Annotated in this window: 17 protein-coding genes; all 17 read right to left on the reverse strand. The window is 29.4% G+C overall.

The window, feature by feature from the left end; genetic code table 11:
* Positions 1-29: 29 nt before the first annotated feature.
* The 17 genes from rplS to pta all read right to left on the reverse strand — a co-directional run bounded on the left by rplS (position 30) and on the right by pta (position 15401).
* Positions 30-380: a 50S ribosomal protein L19 gene (gene rplS, locus ACQPUY_RS10105; protein WP_430841100.1), complete on the reverse strand. Its 351-nt coding sequence runs from the start codon at positions 378-380 to the stop codon at positions 30-32.
* Positions 381-493: 113 nt separating this feature from the next.
* Positions 494-1207 carry a tRNA (guanosine(37)-N1)-methyltransferase TrmD gene (gene trmD / locus ACQPUY_RS10110; protein WP_430841101.1) on the reverse strand — a complete coding sequence of 238 codons (714 nt, stop codon included), beginning with the start codon at positions 1205-1207 and terminating at the stop codon, positions 494-496.
* Positions 1197-1694 (reverse strand): ribosome maturation factor RimM, encoded by a 498-nt coding sequence (gene rimM / locus ACQPUY_RS10115; protein ID WP_430841102.1) that lies wholly within the window; start codon positions 1692-1694, stop codon positions 1197-1199. Before rimM ends, trmD begins: the two co-directional genes overlap by 11 nt.
* A gap of 183 nt (positions 1695-1877) precedes the next feature.
* Complete coding sequence (locus ACQPUY_RS10120) at positions 1878-2117, reverse strand: KH domain-containing protein (protein ID WP_066893819.1); 240 nt, start codon at positions 2115-2117, stop codon at positions 1878-1880.
* Between the two features lie 47 nt (positions 2118-2164).
* Positions 2165-2410, reverse strand: coding sequence for a 30S ribosomal protein S16 (gene rpsP / locus ACQPUY_RS10125; RefSeq protein ID WP_066893821.1), 246 nt, complete (start codon positions 2408-2410; stop codon positions 2165-2167).
* Positions 2411-2443: 33 nt separating this feature from the next.
* Positions 2444-3796 (reverse strand): signal recognition particle protein, encoded by a 1353-nt coding sequence (gene ffh / locus ACQPUY_RS10130; protein WP_430841103.1) that lies wholly within the window; start codon positions 3794-3796, stop codon positions 2444-2446.
* Positions 3797-3815: 19 nt separating this feature from the next.
* Positions 3816-4145 carry a putative DNA-binding protein gene (locus tag ACQPUY_RS10135; protein ID WP_430841104.1) on the reverse strand — a complete coding sequence of 110 codons (330 nt, stop codon included), beginning with the start codon at positions 4143-4145 and terminating at the stop codon, positions 3816-3818.
* Between the two features lie 230 nt (positions 4146-4375).
* A complete protein-coding gene (gene ftsY, locus ACQPUY_RS10140; protein WP_430841160.1) occupies positions 4376-5290 on the reverse strand; it encodes a signal recognition particle-docking protein FtsY in 915 nt (304 codons plus the stop codon).
* 16 nt (positions 5291-5306) lie between these two features.
* Positions 5307-8870 carry a chromosome segregation protein SMC gene (gene smc, locus ACQPUY_RS10145; protein ID WP_430841105.1) on the reverse strand — a complete coding sequence of 1188 codons (3564 nt, stop codon included), beginning with the start codon at positions 8868-8870 and terminating at the stop codon, positions 5307-5309.
* A gap of 186 nt (positions 8871-9056) precedes the next feature.
* The gene (locus tag ACQPUY_RS10150; protein WP_430841106.1) at positions 9057-10094 is read right to left on the reverse strand and encodes an elongator complex protein 3; all 1038 of its coding nucleotides are present in this window, start codon (positions 10092-10094) and stop codon (positions 9057-9059) included.
* Positions 10087-10785: a ribonuclease III gene (gene rnc / locus ACQPUY_RS10155; protein WP_430841107.1), complete on the reverse strand. Its 699-nt coding sequence runs from the start codon at positions 10783-10785 to the stop codon at positions 10087-10089. The genes ACQPUY_RS10150 and rnc overlap by 8 nt, the downstream gene beginning before the upstream one ends.
* A gap of 126 nt (positions 10786-10911) precedes the next feature.
* A complete protein-coding gene (gene acpP / locus ACQPUY_RS10160; protein WP_430841108.1) occupies positions 10912-11142 on the reverse strand; it encodes an acyl carrier protein in 231 nt (76 codons plus the stop codon).
* Between the two features lie 76 nt (positions 11143-11218).
* Positions 11219-12220 carry a phosphate acyltransferase PlsX gene (gene plsX, locus ACQPUY_RS10165; protein ID WP_430841109.1) on the reverse strand — a complete coding sequence of 334 codons (1002 nt, stop codon included), beginning with the start codon at positions 12218-12220 and terminating at the stop codon, positions 11219-11221.
* 55 nt (positions 12221-12275) lie between these two features.
* Positions 12276-12461, reverse strand: a complete 186-nt coding sequence (gene rpmF / locus ACQPUY_RS10170) for a 50S ribosomal protein L32 (protein WP_008678357.1) — start codon at positions 12459-12461, stop codon at positions 12276-12278.
* Between the two features lie 2 nt (positions 12462-12463).
* On the reverse strand, positions 12464-12973 hold the full coding sequence (locus ACQPUY_RS10175; RefSeq protein ID WP_430841110.1) for a YceD family protein: 510 nt from the start codon (positions 12971-12973) through the stop codon (positions 12464-12466).
* A 201-nt stretch (positions 12974-13174) separates the two neighbouring features.
* Positions 13175-14371, reverse strand: a complete 1197-nt coding sequence (locus ACQPUY_RS10180) for an acetate kinase (protein WP_430841111.1) — start codon at positions 14369-14371, stop codon at positions 13175-13177.
* 28 nt (positions 14372-14399) lie between these two features.
* Entirely contained in the window at positions 14400-15401 is a 1002-nt protein-coding gene (pta, locus tag ACQPUY_RS10185; protein WP_430841161.1) for a phosphate acetyltransferase, read from the reverse strand.
* Positions 15402-15530 lie beyond the last annotated feature (129 nt).

The raw sequence follows: 15530 nt of genomic DNA on the forward strand, positions 1-15530 counted from the left end.
ATAAAAGTCCCTTACTTAATCATTAGATACTATCTAACGTTTAATTCTTTAACTTTAGCAGCCTTACCTACTCTATCTCTTAAGTAGAATAACTTAGCTCTTCTAACTTTACCTTTTCTTACAACTTCCATTCTATCAATGATTGGAGAGTTCATTGGGAAAGTTCTTTCTACTCCAGTTCCGTAAGCAACTCTTCTTACAGTGAAAGTTTCTCTTAATCCACCGTTTTGCTTCTTAATAACTGTTCCTTCAAACATTTGGATTCTTTCTCTTGATCCTTCTTTGATCTTAACATAAACTTTAACAGTATCCCCTACGTTGAAGTTTGGTAGATCATTTCTTAATTGTTCTGCTTCTATAGCTCTTATTATTTCATTCATTGTGTAGTCCCTCCTTAAATTTTTATTAGACGTTCTTAACAAATCCTTGACAGAGGAGCGCCCGTACTAACACAAAGGTAATTCTAACATAATTATTCTTATTGTTCAATAATTTATTTATATTTTTCTAGAATTTTTTTATCCTCTTTAGTTAAAATAATTTTGTCATATAAATCTCCTCTTCTTTCTCTTGTAAGAATCAAAGATTTTGCCCTTCTCCATTTTCTTATATTTTCATGATGCCCTGAAAGTAATACTTCTGGAACCTTATCTCCTTCAAATTCTTCAGGCCTAGTATATTGAGGATATTCAAGCAAGCCATCTGAAAAAGATTCATCTTCATAGCTTTCCTCTTTTCCTAAAACACCACTTTTCAACCTTAAAATAGAGTCTATTACTGGAATAGCAGCCATTTCTCCTCCAGTTAATATGAAATCTCCCAATGAAACTTCTAAATCTATATGCTTATATACTCTTTCATCTATCCCTTCATAATGCCCACATACAAAAATAAGTTCTTCTTCCTCTGATAATTGCTTAGCCATTTCTTGATTAAATGTCTTTCCTCTTGGACCTAAGAATACTACCTTTCCCTTGTTCCCTTTTTTACAATATCTTATAGAATCCACAAGAGGCTGTGGTGTCATAACCATACCAGCACCTCCACCATAAGGATAGTCATCTACTTTTTTATGTTTATTTAATGTAAAATCTCTAATATTTATAGCTTTAATTTCTACAATTCCCTTTTCCTTAGCTTTGCCAATTATACTATGATTGAAAATATCAAACATTTCAGGAAATAATGTAAGAATATTAATCTTCATCTTGCCATTCTCCCACAGGTTTTATAACAATTTTTTTATTTTCTACATCTATATCCTTAACTATATCTAAAAGTACTGGTATTAAAAGTTCCTTTGGCTTTCTAATCCAATATACATCATTATTTTTTGTTTGTATTACATCGTAAACTTCTCCTAGGTTCTTTCCTTCAGTATCATATACATTACATCCTATTATATCTGCAATATAATAAGTATCTTCTTCTAAAGGAACTGCATATTCCCTTGGGATTTCCATATATTTATTTTTATACTTTTCAGCTTCTTCAATTGAATTTATTCCTTCAACTTTTACTATTACTCTATCCTTTTGAAATTTACAGTTTTCAATATTTCTTTTTACACCATCAATAAGTACAAATTCTAATTCATTATACCTTTTAGGATCATCTGTTAATGGTATAACCTTAACTTCTCCTTTTAAACCATGAGTATTAACTATTTTACCAACTCTTAAAATTTCTTTCATACTGCACCTCTTATAAACAAATTACTTTTACATTAGTTTATTATTATTTTAAAATATATAAAATTAAATATATTAATATTTCTAATATTTCCATTGTAATTATATAGATACATTAGAAGTATTACAACCTATTAATTAAAATATACCAATATAATTTTCTAATTAAAAAGAGTTAGGATACTCCTAACTCTTCTTATCAATAATTTCAACTACTACTTTTTTATCTTCTCTCATGGCTGCTGCTTTTACAACAGTTCTAATAGCTTTTGCTATTCTTCCCTGTTTGCCTATTACTTTCCCCATGTCTGCAGGAGCAACCTTTAGTTCCAGAATAATTGATTGCTCTCCTTGTATTTCATTTACATGAACTTCATTTGGATTATCCACAAGGGATTTAGCTATACCTTCAATTAATTCCTTCATATAAACACCTGTAATTAAATATAATTACAGAGTTCACCTCCTAAAAATTACTTATTTAATCCTGCTTGAGTAAATAGTCTCTTAACTACATCTGTAGGTTGAGCTCCATTTTGAACCCATTTAGTAGCTTTTTCTTCGTTGATTTTGATTTCAGCTGGTTCAGTTAAAGGATTGTAGTATCCAATTTCTTCGATGAATCTACCATCTCTTGGTGCTCTTGAATCAGCAACAACTATTCTATAGAAAGGAGCTTTCTTAGCACCCATTCTTCTTAATCTGATTTTTACTGCCATGTTTTTTCACCTCCTTTAAAAATATAATTTATATTAACTCATAAAAGGTAATTTACCAAAGAATCCTTTTTTAGATTTCTTTTGAAAAGACTTCATTTGTTTCATTTGTTTTCTCATCATATCGAATCCCTTAATGAGTTTATTAACTTCTTGTAGAGATGTACCTGACCCTTTAGCAATTCTCTTCTTTCTTGAAGATGAACCAGCTATAAGTTTTGGATTTCTTCTTTCCTTAGGAGTCATTGAAAATATAATAGCTTTAACCCTATTTAATTGCTTTTCGCTAGCATCAAAGTCTATATCTTTCATTTCCTTTGGTATTCCAGGTATCATTTCCATAATTTTACTTAAAGACCCTAACTTTTTCATTTGCTCCATTGCACTTAAGTAATCTTCATAAGTAAAATCATTTTCTAGCATTTTAGCACTTAATTCTTTAGCTTCATTATCGTCAAAGGCTTGCTGAGCTTTTTCTATTAACGATAGGACATCTCCCATACCTAATATTCTTGAAGCCATTCTATCAGGATAGAACACTTCAAAGTCACTCATTTTTTCGCCTACACCAATATATTTAATTGGTTTTTCTGTAATATGTCTAATTGATAAAGCAGCACCACCTCTAGTGTCACCATCAAGTTTAGTTAATATAACACCAGATACATCTAATGTATTATTAAAGCTTTCAGCCACATTTACTGCATCTTGACCTGTCATAGAATCTACAACAAGCAAGATTTCTTGTGGCTTAACTTCTGCTTTTATAGACTTTAATTCATCCATAAGAGCTTCATCTATATGAAGTCTACCTGCTGTATCTATTATTATCACATTATTTCCATTTTCCCTTGCGTGAGCTATACCAGCCTTTGCAATATCAACTGGACTAACTTTATCACCCATTTGAAAAACTGGAATATCAATTTGCTTTCCAACTACCTCTAATTGTTTTATAGCTGCTGGTCTATATATATCGCAAGCTACTAATAGAGGTTTTTTATTTTGCTTTCTAAGTTGTAGTGCAAGTTTTCCACTCATAGTAGTCTTACCTGCCCCTTGCAGACCAACCATCATTATTACAGTTGGACCTACCGAGTTAAAATTTAATTTACTTTCACTACCACCCATAAGTTCAGTAAGTTCTTCGTTAACTATTTTTATAACTTGTTGAGCTGGAGTTAAGCTTTCTAAAACTTCATTTCCAACACATTTTTCGCTAACTCTTGAAATAAACTGTTTAACTACTTTAAAGTTAACATCTGCTTCAAGTAAAGCTAACTTTACCTCCCTCATGACTTCTTTTATATCTTTTTCAGTTAGCTTTCCTTTACCTCTAAGTTTTTTAAAAGCTTCCTGCAATTTATCGGATAAACCTTCAAAAGCCATATTAAATCCTCCTATGATCTTATAACTCTTCTAATATAATTTTATATTTTTTATAATCTTCTTCTGTAATAGAATACTTTTCTTTTACCTCATTAAGAAGACTGATAATTATTTCTTCTTGCTTAAAACTTTTCTTAAGCAAACTAAGTTTATCTTCATAGGATAGAAATTGTTTATAGCATCTCTTTATTAAATCATGGATAGCTTGACGACTTGTGTTATTTAATTCAGCAATTTCAGCTAAGGATAAATCCTCATTATAATAAAGCTCCATAATTTTATACTGTTTTTCCGTTAATAATGGCCCATATAAATCCATTAATAATGAAATCTCAACCCTATCTTCCATTTCATCACCTTACCCACAAAAGAGATTTTAGCAAAACAATTCTATACTGTCAAGTATTTTCACTTAACACCCTATAAAAATTTTAATTATAAAATTTAAATGGATAATTCATAATTGTTAATTGATAATTAAGGAAATTATTTAGCAAGCTAAATAATAAAATCTAAGAAATTCAGATTCATCTGAATTTCACCATTAATTATGCATTAGAAATTATCCATTATTAATTATTAAAACAATGCTTCTGCAAAGCTCTCTGCATCAAATTCTTGTAAGTCCTCTATTCCTTCTCCTACACCTATGTATTTAACAGGAATGTTTAAAGAATTCTTTATAGATATAACTACTCCACCTTTTGCAGTTCCATCTAACTTAGTTAATATTATACCATCAATAGGGCAAGCCTCCATAAATTGTTTTGCTTGTATTACTGCATTTTGTCCTGTTGTTGCATCTAAAACTAATAATGTTTCTTTTGCAACCCCATCATATTCTCTATCTATTATTCTTCCTATCTTAGCTAATTCATCCATAAGGTTTTTCTTATTATGAAGTCTTCCTGCAGTATCACATATTAATAAATCTATATTTCTTGATTTTGCAGCATTAACCGCATCAAAAACTACTGCCGCAGGATCAGAACCCTCAGTATGTTTCACCAAATCTACACCTGCTCTCTCACTCCAAACTTCAAGTTGATCTATAGCAGCTGCTCTAAAGGTATCTGCTGCTGCAAGTAAAACTCTTTTTCCTTCAGCCTTGTTCTTTGCTGCAAGTTTTCCTATTGAAGTAGTCTTACCTACTCCATTTACACCTATTACAAGAAGAACCTTCTTCCCTGATTCTTCCTTTGATATTTCTTCTGTTCCCTCAAGTAACATATCTCTTATAACTTCTTTTAATGCTGGATATACTTCGCTTGGCTCATTAATTTTTTCTTTTCTAATCTTAGCTTTTAATCTATCTATTATTTCTATTGTTGTATCCATACCAATATCAGACATAACTAAAATTTCTTCAAGTTCTTCATACAAATCCTCATCTATAGTAATTGCTAACTTTAAAGTTTCATTTATTTTGTCTGTTAATGCGTCCTTTGTTTTTGAAAGTCCTGATTTTAAATTGTCAAATATTTTTCCGAATATAGCCATAACTAACCTCCTAATTTTCCTTACTTAAATCTACAAAAACCACTTTGGAAACCCCTTTTTCTTCCATTGTAACTCCATACATAACATCACTAGCCTCCATAGTCCCTTTTCTATGAGTAATAACTATAAATTGTATATTCTCTGAAAACTCTCTTAAAAACTCTGCATATCTATATACATTTGCATCATCTAATGCAGCTTCTATTTCATCTAATATACAGAATGGAGTAGGTTTCATTTTTAAAATAGCAAATAATAATGCTATTGCAGATAATACTTTTTCTCCACCAGACATTAAATTTATGTTTTGTAGCTTCTTACCTGGTGGCTGTACATTAATTTCAATATTAGCAGTAAGCTCATCACCTTCTCCTAAAATAAGTTCTGCATTTCCTCCTTTAAATAAATCTTTAAAGGTTTCATTAAAGTTTTTATTTAATACTTTAAAGTTATCTCTAAACAATTCCTGCATCTTTACAGTCATTTCATTAATTACTGTCATTAACTCTTCTTTTGCTTTATTTAGATCCTCTTCTTGAGAAGACATAAACTTATATTTTTCACATACTTCTTCATATTCTGCAATTGCAGCTAAATTCACAGTACCAAGAGCTGTAATTTCCGACTTTAATTTGAATATTTCATCTTTTATCTTAGATATACTATCTATTTGTATTGCGATCTCAATTGCTTCTGCTAATGTTAAGTTTAATTCTTCATTTAACCTTAAATAGTAGTTTTCTCTTTCGCTTTCTAACTTAGCAAAGGTTATTTCCTTTTTATTTAATTCAATTTCTAAAACTCTTACTTCTTCAATTAATTGATTTGCTTCACTATCTATTATTTTTAACTTATCTTTTAAACTTATTCTATTGGCTTCATCAAACTTAAAGATATCCTCCAACTGACTAAGTCTTGTATTTATCTTACCAATAAGGACTACTTTATCTTCAATAAGTTTTCTTAAATAATTTATATTATTTTCTTTTTCTTCCTTTTCTTTCTTAAGAGATAAGATTTTTTCTTCCTTTTCTTTCTCTTCTTTCTCTTTTCTCTTTATATCAGCTTCTCGTGAATAAACTATTTCATCTAACTTAGCCTTATCTATTTTAATTTGAATATTTTCATCCTTAATTTTATTAAATTCTTCCTTCTTATCTAATAAGTCTTTTTGAAGTTTTAATGCTTTATCTTTATTATTTAAATTATTTTCTTTAATAATCCTTAATTTATCTTCCTTAATACCAATTTCTTCTTTTAGCTTAATTAGATTTTCATTATTTAAAGAGATTTCTTTTTTAGAAACTTCTAGAGATTTTTTTAGTTTTACACTTTCATTTTCTAAAGCTCTAACTTCACTTTCAAATCTTGTTATATCGATATTTATTTCATGAATTTTATCACTTTTATTTAAATTATCTTCATCTATCTCTTTAATTTCAGCTCTTATTTTACCTAATAATTCAACTTCTGAATGGTATGTACTTTTATTATTATTTATTGATTCCTTTAACTCATGGATTTCTCTTTTTCTTCCTAAGATACTAGAATTATTCTTTTTATAAATACTACCACCTGTCAGAGCCCCACCAGGACTTATTACTTCACCATCCAAAGTAACTATTCTAAGTTTATAACCACCAACCTTTGATATTTTTAATGCTGCTTCCATATTTTCGGCTATAATTGTTTTTCCTAAAGAATAGTCCATAACTTCTTTAAACTTATTATCAAAGCTTATTAAATCTGATGCTAATCCTAAATATCCACTTATTTTTTTAATTTCATTTGAAATATTTAATCTGCTTCCTTTAATTATATTTAAAGGTAAGAAGGTTGCTCGTCCTAAAGAATTTTTCTTTAAATACTCTATTAAAAGCTTCGCAATATTTTCATCTTCTGTAATTACATTGGAAATAGCTCCACCTAAGGCAATTTCTATTGAAGTTTCATACTTTCTATCGACTGTAAAAACTTCTCCTAAAACTTTAGCACCTTTACCATAAGATATTTGTCCTTTCTCTATTCTATCCATTAATCTCTTAATAGATAATTGGTATCCTTCATAGCTTTTTTCTAAATCTTTAAGAGTTGTTAGCTTACCTTCTAAAATATTTATTTTTTTAGCAGTATCTTTTATAAGCCCTTCTTTTCTTGTAACTTGCCCACTTAGAGCCCCTATTTTTTTACGATTTTCTGAAACTACATTTTGAAGATTTTCTCTTTCAACTTTATGGGAACTTATATTTTCATTAATACTTAAAATAGTAGCTAAATTAATACTTATATTTCCTTCAATAGTCTTTAAGTTAATTTCACTAGTTGAATTTAGTTCTTCTTTATTTAATATTTCTCTATTTAATAAAGAAATATTATTATTAATTTCAGAAGTTCTTCTTAATAATTCAAATTCTTCTTCTTTAATTTTTGAAGTTTCTTCTTCTAAATTCTCAATTTCATGATTTAATTTATGAATTTCCTTTTCAAAATCTTTTATTTTATTTTCTTTACTAATTTGATCTTTTATTTTTTCTTCAAGCTCTTTTAATAAAATGGATTTTTCTTCCTTAGATTTTAAAATCTCTTTTTCTAAACTCTCAACTTCAAACAAATCTTTTTTTATTATTTCTTCAAAGTTATTAATTCTTTCTTTAAAAATTTCTATTTCTTTTAAGCTTTGGTTTACTTCTTCTTTTTTTGTATAGTACTCACTTTTCTCTGTATTATTTTTATTTTCTAATTCTTCTATTTTATTTTCTAATAATAAAATTTCTTCTTTAGATTTATTTAACTCTTTTCTTTTTTTATCTATATTTTCTTTTCTACTATTTATTTCATTATTTATCTCTTCAATCTCTGTATTAATAACCTTTATATTATTTACTAATAAAGAAACTTCTTTAATCTTCAAATCTTCAGCAAGGCTATTATATTTTAATGCCTTTTCCCTTTCTTCTTTCAAGGGTTCTATTCTTTCTTCATAGGTTGAAATTATATCTCTAATTCTCACTAAGTTATTTTCAGTATTCGATAATTTTCTTTCTGCTTCTTCTTTTCTAGATTTAAATTTAACAATACCAGCTGCTTCCTCAAGTAAAGCTCTTCTCTCTTCCGGCTTTCCACTTAAAATTGCCTCTATCTTTCCTTGACCTATAAGTGAATATCCTTCTTTACCTATACCAGTATCCATAAAAAGGCTATGAATATCCTTTAATCTACACTTTTGATTATTAATTAAATATTCAGTTTCTCCTGATCTAAAAATTCTTCTTGTTATAGTTACTTCTGAGTAATCAGTATCTAAAGAATTATCTGAGTTATCTAAAGTAAGAGAAACTTGAGCTAATCCAACAGGTTTCCTAAATTGAGTTCCGGCAAAAATAACATCTTCCATTTTTCCGCCTCTTAATGTTTTTACACTTTGTTCTCCAAGAACCCATCTAACAGAATCTGAAATATTACTTTTACCACTCCCATTTGGACCAACTACTGCTGTTACTCCTTTTTTAAATTTTAAATTGGTTTTATCTGCAAAAGATTTAAACCCTCTTATTTCTAGGGATTTTAAAAACATAGATACACTCCTTACCTAACCAATGATACTAATAAACTCATTGAAAACATAATAGCTAAAAATATAGTAATTACTTGCATCCACTTTTGTCTTGTTTTCTTTTTCATAATTACCACTCCTATTCTATTCTATTTTAGTTTATAGTAAAGATAATAAAATATCAATATAAGGTAGGCAAAATATTGCCTACCTTATACTTATCTCTTTAGTTTTTTTAACAATAATTATATTAATTTTACCTCTTTTTAATTTATCTTTAATATTAACAATAATTTTCCCATTATGATTATTTTTTAAATTATTAAAATATAACTTCTTATTTGCATAAAGCTTACTTAAATCTCTAGAATTTATTTCTATAATTATATCTTCATCCTTATTAACTACATTTTTTATATTATCACAAATCAAACTACCTTCAACAAGCTCTCTAAAAGCCGGATGAAATGGTCCAGCTACCAAATCTCTTCCCCATGTTATATTATCAGTAGGCTGAAGTCCTATTCTAATTATATTTACATTTGCTTTAGTATAAAGCTTATATAGTTCCTTAGATACATTTACTGCTTCTTCTAATGAATATGGATTATATTCCCCTCTTTCATACATCTTTTCCATAGGTGTATCTTTAATTACTAGAGAAGGATATATTCTACATATATCTGGCTTCATCTCTATAGACTTCTTTGCTGTTTCAATATCTTTATCAAAGTTATCTCCAGGTAGCCCAGGCATAATTTGATGTCCCAAGGTGAATCCATATTCCTTTATAAGTTTAGAAGCCTTTTCAACATCTTTTACAGTATGACCACGACCTGATAATCTTAATATTTCTTCATCTAAGGATTGAACACCAAGTTCTATTATATCTACACTATAATCTTTTAAATAACTTAATATATATTCATTAATAGCATCTGGTCTTGTTGACATTCTTATTTTATCTATCAGCCCATTATCCTTATACTCTTTAGCAACTGCTAATAATTCTTTTTGCTTATTTACATCTATTGCTGTAAAAGTTCCACCGAAGAAAGAAACCTCAACTGTAGAGTTATTATGATCTATCGTATCTAGATATTCATTCAATGTCTCTCGTACCTCTTTAGCAGTTACCTCATTTTCAACTTCCTTTGCAATCTTATCTTGATTACAAAATACACATTGATGAGGACAACCTATATGAGATATGAATATAGGTATTATATAATGTCTCTTATTCATCTATTCCTTCCAATCCTTTTAAAGCTTCTTTTGCTGCATTTTGTTCTGATTCCTTTTTACTATAACCTTCTCCTCTTCCAAACTCTTTATCTTCAATTACAACTGAAGTAAAAAACTTTCTTCTATGAGGAGGTCCTTCATACTTAATTAATTCATAAACTATTGATACTTCTCCTGATTTTTGCATCTCTTCTTGAAGTTTAGTTTTATAATCCAAAACTATATCATTATTAATTGCTTTATCTATAATCTCCTTAAAATGACCTAATATATAGTCTTTTGCAAATTCAAGTCCCTTATCTAAATATATACCTGCTAATAATGCCTCAACAGCATCTGCTATAATAGAAACTCTTTCTCTTCCCCCTGTTAATTCTTCACCTTTACTTATTCTAATAAAATAACCTAAGTTTAATTTTTTCCCTATTTCATAAAGAGAATTCTCGCAAACAATTAAACTTCTTATCTTGGTTAACTCACCTTCACTTTTATTCTTATAATTTAAAAATAAATATTCAGTTATACATAACTGTAATATTGAATCTCCTAAAAACTCAAATCTTTCATTATATTCTTCATCTCTATGTTGATTAGCATATGAACTATGGGTTAGCGCTGTCTTTAATAGATTTGGCTCATTAAAACTTAACCCTATGCATTCTTCAACTTCACTAATATTAAACTTCGCCATTTTTTCAACTCCTTGAAGTTTATTCTTCAATTTGCTTTTTAACTAAATTTAATAGAGCAAATTCAAGAATAAACTAAATTATATTATAAATATTAAATATAAAATCCCGCATTTTGCGGGATTAAATTACTCTTCAACGTGATTTTTTAAATACTTAACTACATCTCCAACAGTTTTAAAGTTTTCAGCTTCTTCATCTGGTATTTCAGTATCTAATTCATCTTCTAAAGCCATCATAAGTTCAACTAAATCTAATGAGTCTGCATTTAAATCATCAACGAAAGAAGAGTCCATTGTAATATCATCTTCATTAATACTTAATTTTTCTGCTATAATTTCCTTAACTTTATCGAACATCTAAATCACCTCCTAAATACATCATTTAGATAATATTATATATTATTTCTCTAGTCAATATACAGATTGGTATAAATTATATATTATTTTGTAGTTCTTCTTTAATTTTTTCTAATACATCATTATCATAGAAGGTTTTTGTTTGTCTTATAGCATTTTTAAATGCTTTCCCATCTGAACTTCCATGAGCCTTTATACAAATACCATCAACTCCCAAAAATGGAGCTCCACCGTATTCCTTATAATCAAACTTAATCTTTAAAGCCTTAAAAACAGGTTTTAAAAGTCCTGCCCCCAATTTGCTCATAAGTCCACCAGATAATATTTCTTCTTTTATCATACTTAGAAGTGTAGATGCCACGCCCTCATACATCTTTAATAGAGTGTTACCAACAAATCCATCACAAACTAAAACATTTACATCTCCACTGGATGTATCCCTTGGTTCTATATTTCCTACAAAATTTAAATCTTCTTCTTCTTTCAACAACTTATGAGCTACTTTTGTTAGTTCATTTCCTTTTTCTTCTTCTGCTCCAATATTAACAAGTCCTACTGAAGGATTTTCTTTTCCTAACACACCTTGATAATATATTTTCCCCATTTTTGCAAATTGAACTAAATAACTTGGTTTGCAATCAACATTTGCTCCAGCATCAACTATCATAAAGCTGCCATTTTTACCTGGCATTATAGGAGCAAGGGCTGGTCTTTCAATACCTTTAATTCTACCAACTATAAGAGTGCACCCCGCTAAAAACGCACCTGTGCTACCAGCTGATATTACAGCATCACATTCTTTATCCTTAACTAGTTTTAAAGCCTTACATATACTAGAATCTTTTTTCTTCTTTAAGGCCATTACAGGATGTTCATTTGGTGAAATTACTTCTCTAGCATCAACTATATTAATTAAAGATTTATCATAAGTATAATTCTTTAATTCTTCTTCTATTTTTTCTTTTGGTCCTGTTATAAAGTATTCTATTCCTTGGTATTCATGTAGAGCCTTTATGACTCCTTCAACTACAGCTTTTGGGGCATTATCTCCGCCCATTCCATCTATAGCTATTCTCATAATACCTTCACCCCTTTTCCTTATATATAAAGAAAAGAAAGTCATTTGACTTTCTTTATTCTTCTACTGAAGCAACTACTTCTTTACCTTTATAGAATCCACAGTTCTTGCAAACTCTGTGAGCTAACTTCATTTCGTGACATTGTGGACATTCAACTATTCCAGGTAAGCTCGCCTTAAAAGTTTGAGCTCTTCTTGAATTTCTCTTTGCTCTATATGTTTTTCTCGCAGGATTTCCCATTACTACACCTCCTTATTTCCAAACAACTCTTGCAACTTTGCCAGTCTTAAGTCTACATCATTTGTTTCACAATGACAAGCACCTTCGTTAAGATTTTTACCACATTGGTAACAAAGTCCCTTGCAGTTGTCTGTGCAAAGTCTCTTAATAGGTAAGGTTGAAATAATAACATTTTCAACGATATTAGCAATATCAAAGCTATCGCTATCTACAAAAATAATTTCTTCATCTTCTTGAAGTTCCTTATTATTTGTAAACCTTTCTTCTATATCAATATCTATTGGATAGATAAAGGTCTCTAAGCATCTTGAACAATGCATTTTCAATTTTGTTTCTATTGAAGCTTTTAGAGTTAAAACATCTCCAACAGAGATAACATTTCCAACTACCTTTAAAGCTTCTACAGCTTCTATATTTTCTCCATCAAAATAAAGTGGAGCTAATTCATATGTTATATTTACTTCTTTTTTTCTATTCTTTGATGAAATTAGGTCTGAAAATTGTATAATCATATGTATTTGCTCTAGATCATGTCCTCATATCCTTCAGGATACATTATGCACATTATGTGCATAGCTTGAGCCAAGCTTTATTTCACTCCTTAGATAAATATTTGCCGAATAAACACAATTTATTATATAAAGTGCATGATTAAAAGTCAAGCGATTTTATGTAAATAACTCAACTAATAATTATGCACTTAAAAAAATATATTACTTAATTAATTCAACAGTATCTCTAGCAATAACTAATTCTTCATTAGTTGGAATTACAAAAGCTTTAACTTTACAGCCTTCTTTAGATATTTCTCTAACTTTTCCTCTAACATTATTTCTTTCTTTATCTACTTCAACTCCTAAGAATTCTAATCCTTTTAAGATAGCTTCTCTAGTTTCTGGTCCGTTTTCACCAACACCAGCAGTAAATACTATTGCATCAACACCGCCCATTATAGCAGCATAAGCTCCAATTGTAGCTCTTACCTTATATTCAAATATAGAAAGAGCTAGCTTTGCTCTATGAACATCTTCTTTAAATGCAGCATCTTCAATATCTCTGAAGTCTGAGCTAATTCCTGATATACCAAGAACACCTGACTTTTTATTTAATAAGTCATTAACTTCATCTACTGATAATCCTTCTTCTTTCATTAAGAAAGTAACTATAGCAGGGTCTATATTACCACTTCTTGTTCCCATAGCTACTCCTTCAAGAGGTGTGAATCCCATTGAAGTATCTATAGAAACCCCATTTTTAATTGCTGCCAAACTTGCACCATTTCCTAAATGACAAGTAACAATCTTTAAATCCTTTATATCTTTTTCCATAACTTCTGCAACTTTTTGAGATACATATTTATGAGAAGTTCCATGGAATCCATATTTTCTTATTCCATGTTTTTTATATAAATCATATGGAAGAGCATAAAGATATGCTTCTTCTGGCATAGTACCATGGAAGGCAGTATCAAAAACAGCTACCATTGGTGTATTTGGCATAAGCTCTTCGCAAGCTTCTATACCTATCATGTTTGCAGGGTTATGTAGAGGTGCTAACTTAAAGCAATCTCTTATATAATCTTTAACCTCTCCATTTATAAGTACTGAAGATTTATACTTTTCTCCACCATGAACAACTCTGTGACCAACAGCAGAAATTTCATCCATTGATGAAATAACTCCATTATCCTTATCAACTAAGGCATCTAAAACTAATTTAATTGCAACTTTATGGTCTTCCATTGGTTGCTTAACAATATATTTATCTCTTCCTTCAACCTTTTGAGTTAAAACTGATCCTTCAATACCTATTCTTTCTACTAATCCTTGAGCTAAAGATTCCTCTGTAGACATATCAATTAATTGATACTTAAGCGATGAACTACCGCAATTGATAACTAACACTTTCATTTGTATTATACTCCTTTTCAACTAGCAATTATTTTTGTGCTTGCGCTTGAACAGCAGTTAATGCAACAACATTAACTATATCATCAGAACTACATCCTCTTGATAAATCATTTATTGGTTTTGCAAATCCTTGACACATAGGTCCAATAGCTTCTGCATTTGCAAATCTTTGAACTAATTTATAACCAATATTTCCACTTTGTAAATCTGGGAATATTAAGACGTTTGCCTTACCAGCTACCTTACTATTAGGTGCTTTTTGAGCTGCTACTTTATCAACTATAGCTGCATCTAATTGCAATTCTCCGTCTATTAATAAATCTGGTCTTAATTCCTTTGCAAGTTCTGTAGCCTTTCTTACTTTATCAACCATTTCGTGATCTGCACTTCCCATAGTTGAGAAAGAAAGCATAGCTACTCTTGGTTCTATCTTACAAAGATTTCTTGCCGTATCAGCTGTTGCAATTGCAATTGCAGCTAATTGTTCATAAGTTGGATTTGGATTAACTGCGCAATCTGAGAATAATAACATTCCATCTTCTCCATACTTAGAACCTGGTACCATCATTATAAAGAAACTTGATACTACTGAAACACCAGGAGCAGTCTTAATTATTTGTAATCCTGGTCTTAATAAATCTCCAGTTGTATGTATAGCACCTGAAACCATACCATCTGCATCATCTAGTTTTACCATCATAGTTCCAAAATATAATGGATCTCTAACTATTTTTTCCGCTTTTTCTAATGTCATACCTTTATTTTTTCTTAATTCATAAAACTCATTAACATAAGCTTCTAGTCTATCTGATTTGTTAGGGTCTATTATTTCAACACCTTCTAAATTAACTCCTAAAGCCTTAGCCTTTTCTAATATTTTATCATTGTCTCCTACTAAAACTACATAAGCTAGACCTAACTCTTGTATTCTTTGAGCCGCAACTAAAGTTCTTTCCTCATCTCCTTCAGGAAGAACTATTTTTCTTTTATCAGCCTTAGCTGACTCCCATAATTTATTCATAAGTTCCATATCATCTGCTCCTTTCAAAAAAATACAGTCCTCTTTTCATATACTAATATACTCCTATGTAACTATATTTTTCAACCTAAAATATTCAAAATATTTAATTCTTTATATTTAAAATATTCGGAATAATTA

Source organism: Clostridium nigeriense (assembly GCF_050585245.1).
Taxonomy (GTDB): Bacteria; Bacillota; Clostridia; order Clostridiales; family Clostridiaceae; genus Clostridium; species Clostridium nigeriense_A.

Bases quoted from the DNA above. Each gene is read 5' to 3' on its own strand.
- rplS (WP_430841100.1), bottom strand. From the start codon at position 380: ATGAATGAAATAATAAGAGCTATAGAAGCAGAACAATTAAGAAATGAT.
- rnc (WP_430841107.1), bottom strand. From the start codon at position 10,785: ATGGCGAAGTTTAATATTAGTGAAGTTGAAGAATGCATAGGGTTAAGT.
- rimM (WP_430841102.1), bottom strand. From the start codon at position 1,694: ATGAAAGAAATTTTAAGAGTTGGTAAAATAGTTAATACTCATGGTTTA.
- ACQPUY_RS10175 (WP_430841110.1), bottom strand. From the start codon at position 12,973: ATGATTATACAATTTTCAGACCTAATTTCATCAAAGAATAGAAAAAAA.
- ffh (WP_430841103.1), bottom strand. From the start codon at position 3,796: ATGGCTTTTGAAGGTTTATCCGATAAATTGCAGGAAGCTTTTAAAAAA.
- ACQPUY_RS10180 (WP_430841111.1), bottom strand. From the start codon at position 14,371: ATGAAAGTGTTAGTTATCAATTGCGGTAGTTCATCGCTTAAGTATCAA.
- acpP (WP_430841108.1), bottom strand. From the start codon at position 11,142: ATGTTCGATAAAGTTAAGGAAATTATAGCAGAAAAATTAAGTATTAAT.
- pta (WP_430841161.1), bottom strand. From the start codon at position 15,401: ATGGAACTTATGAATAAATTATGGGAGTCAGCTAAGGCTGATAAAAGA.
- ACQPUY_RS10135 (WP_430841104.1), bottom strand. From the start codon at position 4,145: ATGGAAGATAGGGTTGAGATTTCATTATTAATGGATTTATATGGGCCA.
- smc (WP_430841105.1), bottom strand. From the start codon at position 8,870: ATGTTTTTAAAATCCCTAGAAATAAGAGGGTTTAAATCTTTTGCAGAT.
- trmD (WP_430841101.1), bottom strand. From the start codon at position 1,207: ATGAAGATTAATATTCTTACATTATTTCCTGAAATGTTTGATATTTTC.
- ACQPUY_RS10150 (WP_430841106.1), bottom strand. From the start codon at position 10,094: ATGAATAAGAGACATTATATAATACCTATATTCATATCTCATATAGGT.
- ACQPUY_RS10120 (WP_066893819.1), bottom strand. From the start codon at position 2,117: ATGAAGGAATTAATTGAAGGTATAGCTAAATCCCTTGTGGATAATCCA.
- rpmF (WP_008678357.1), bottom strand. From the start codon at position 12,461: ATGGGAAATCCTGCGAGAAAAACATATAGAGCAAAGAGAAATTCAAGA.
- rpsP (WP_066893821.1), bottom strand. From the start codon at position 2,410: ATGGCAGTAAAAATCAGATTAAGAAGAATGGGTGCTAAGAAAGCTCCT.
- plsX (WP_430841109.1), bottom strand. From the start codon at position 12,220: ATGAGAATAGCTATAGATGGAATGGGCGGAGATAATGCCCCAAAAGCT.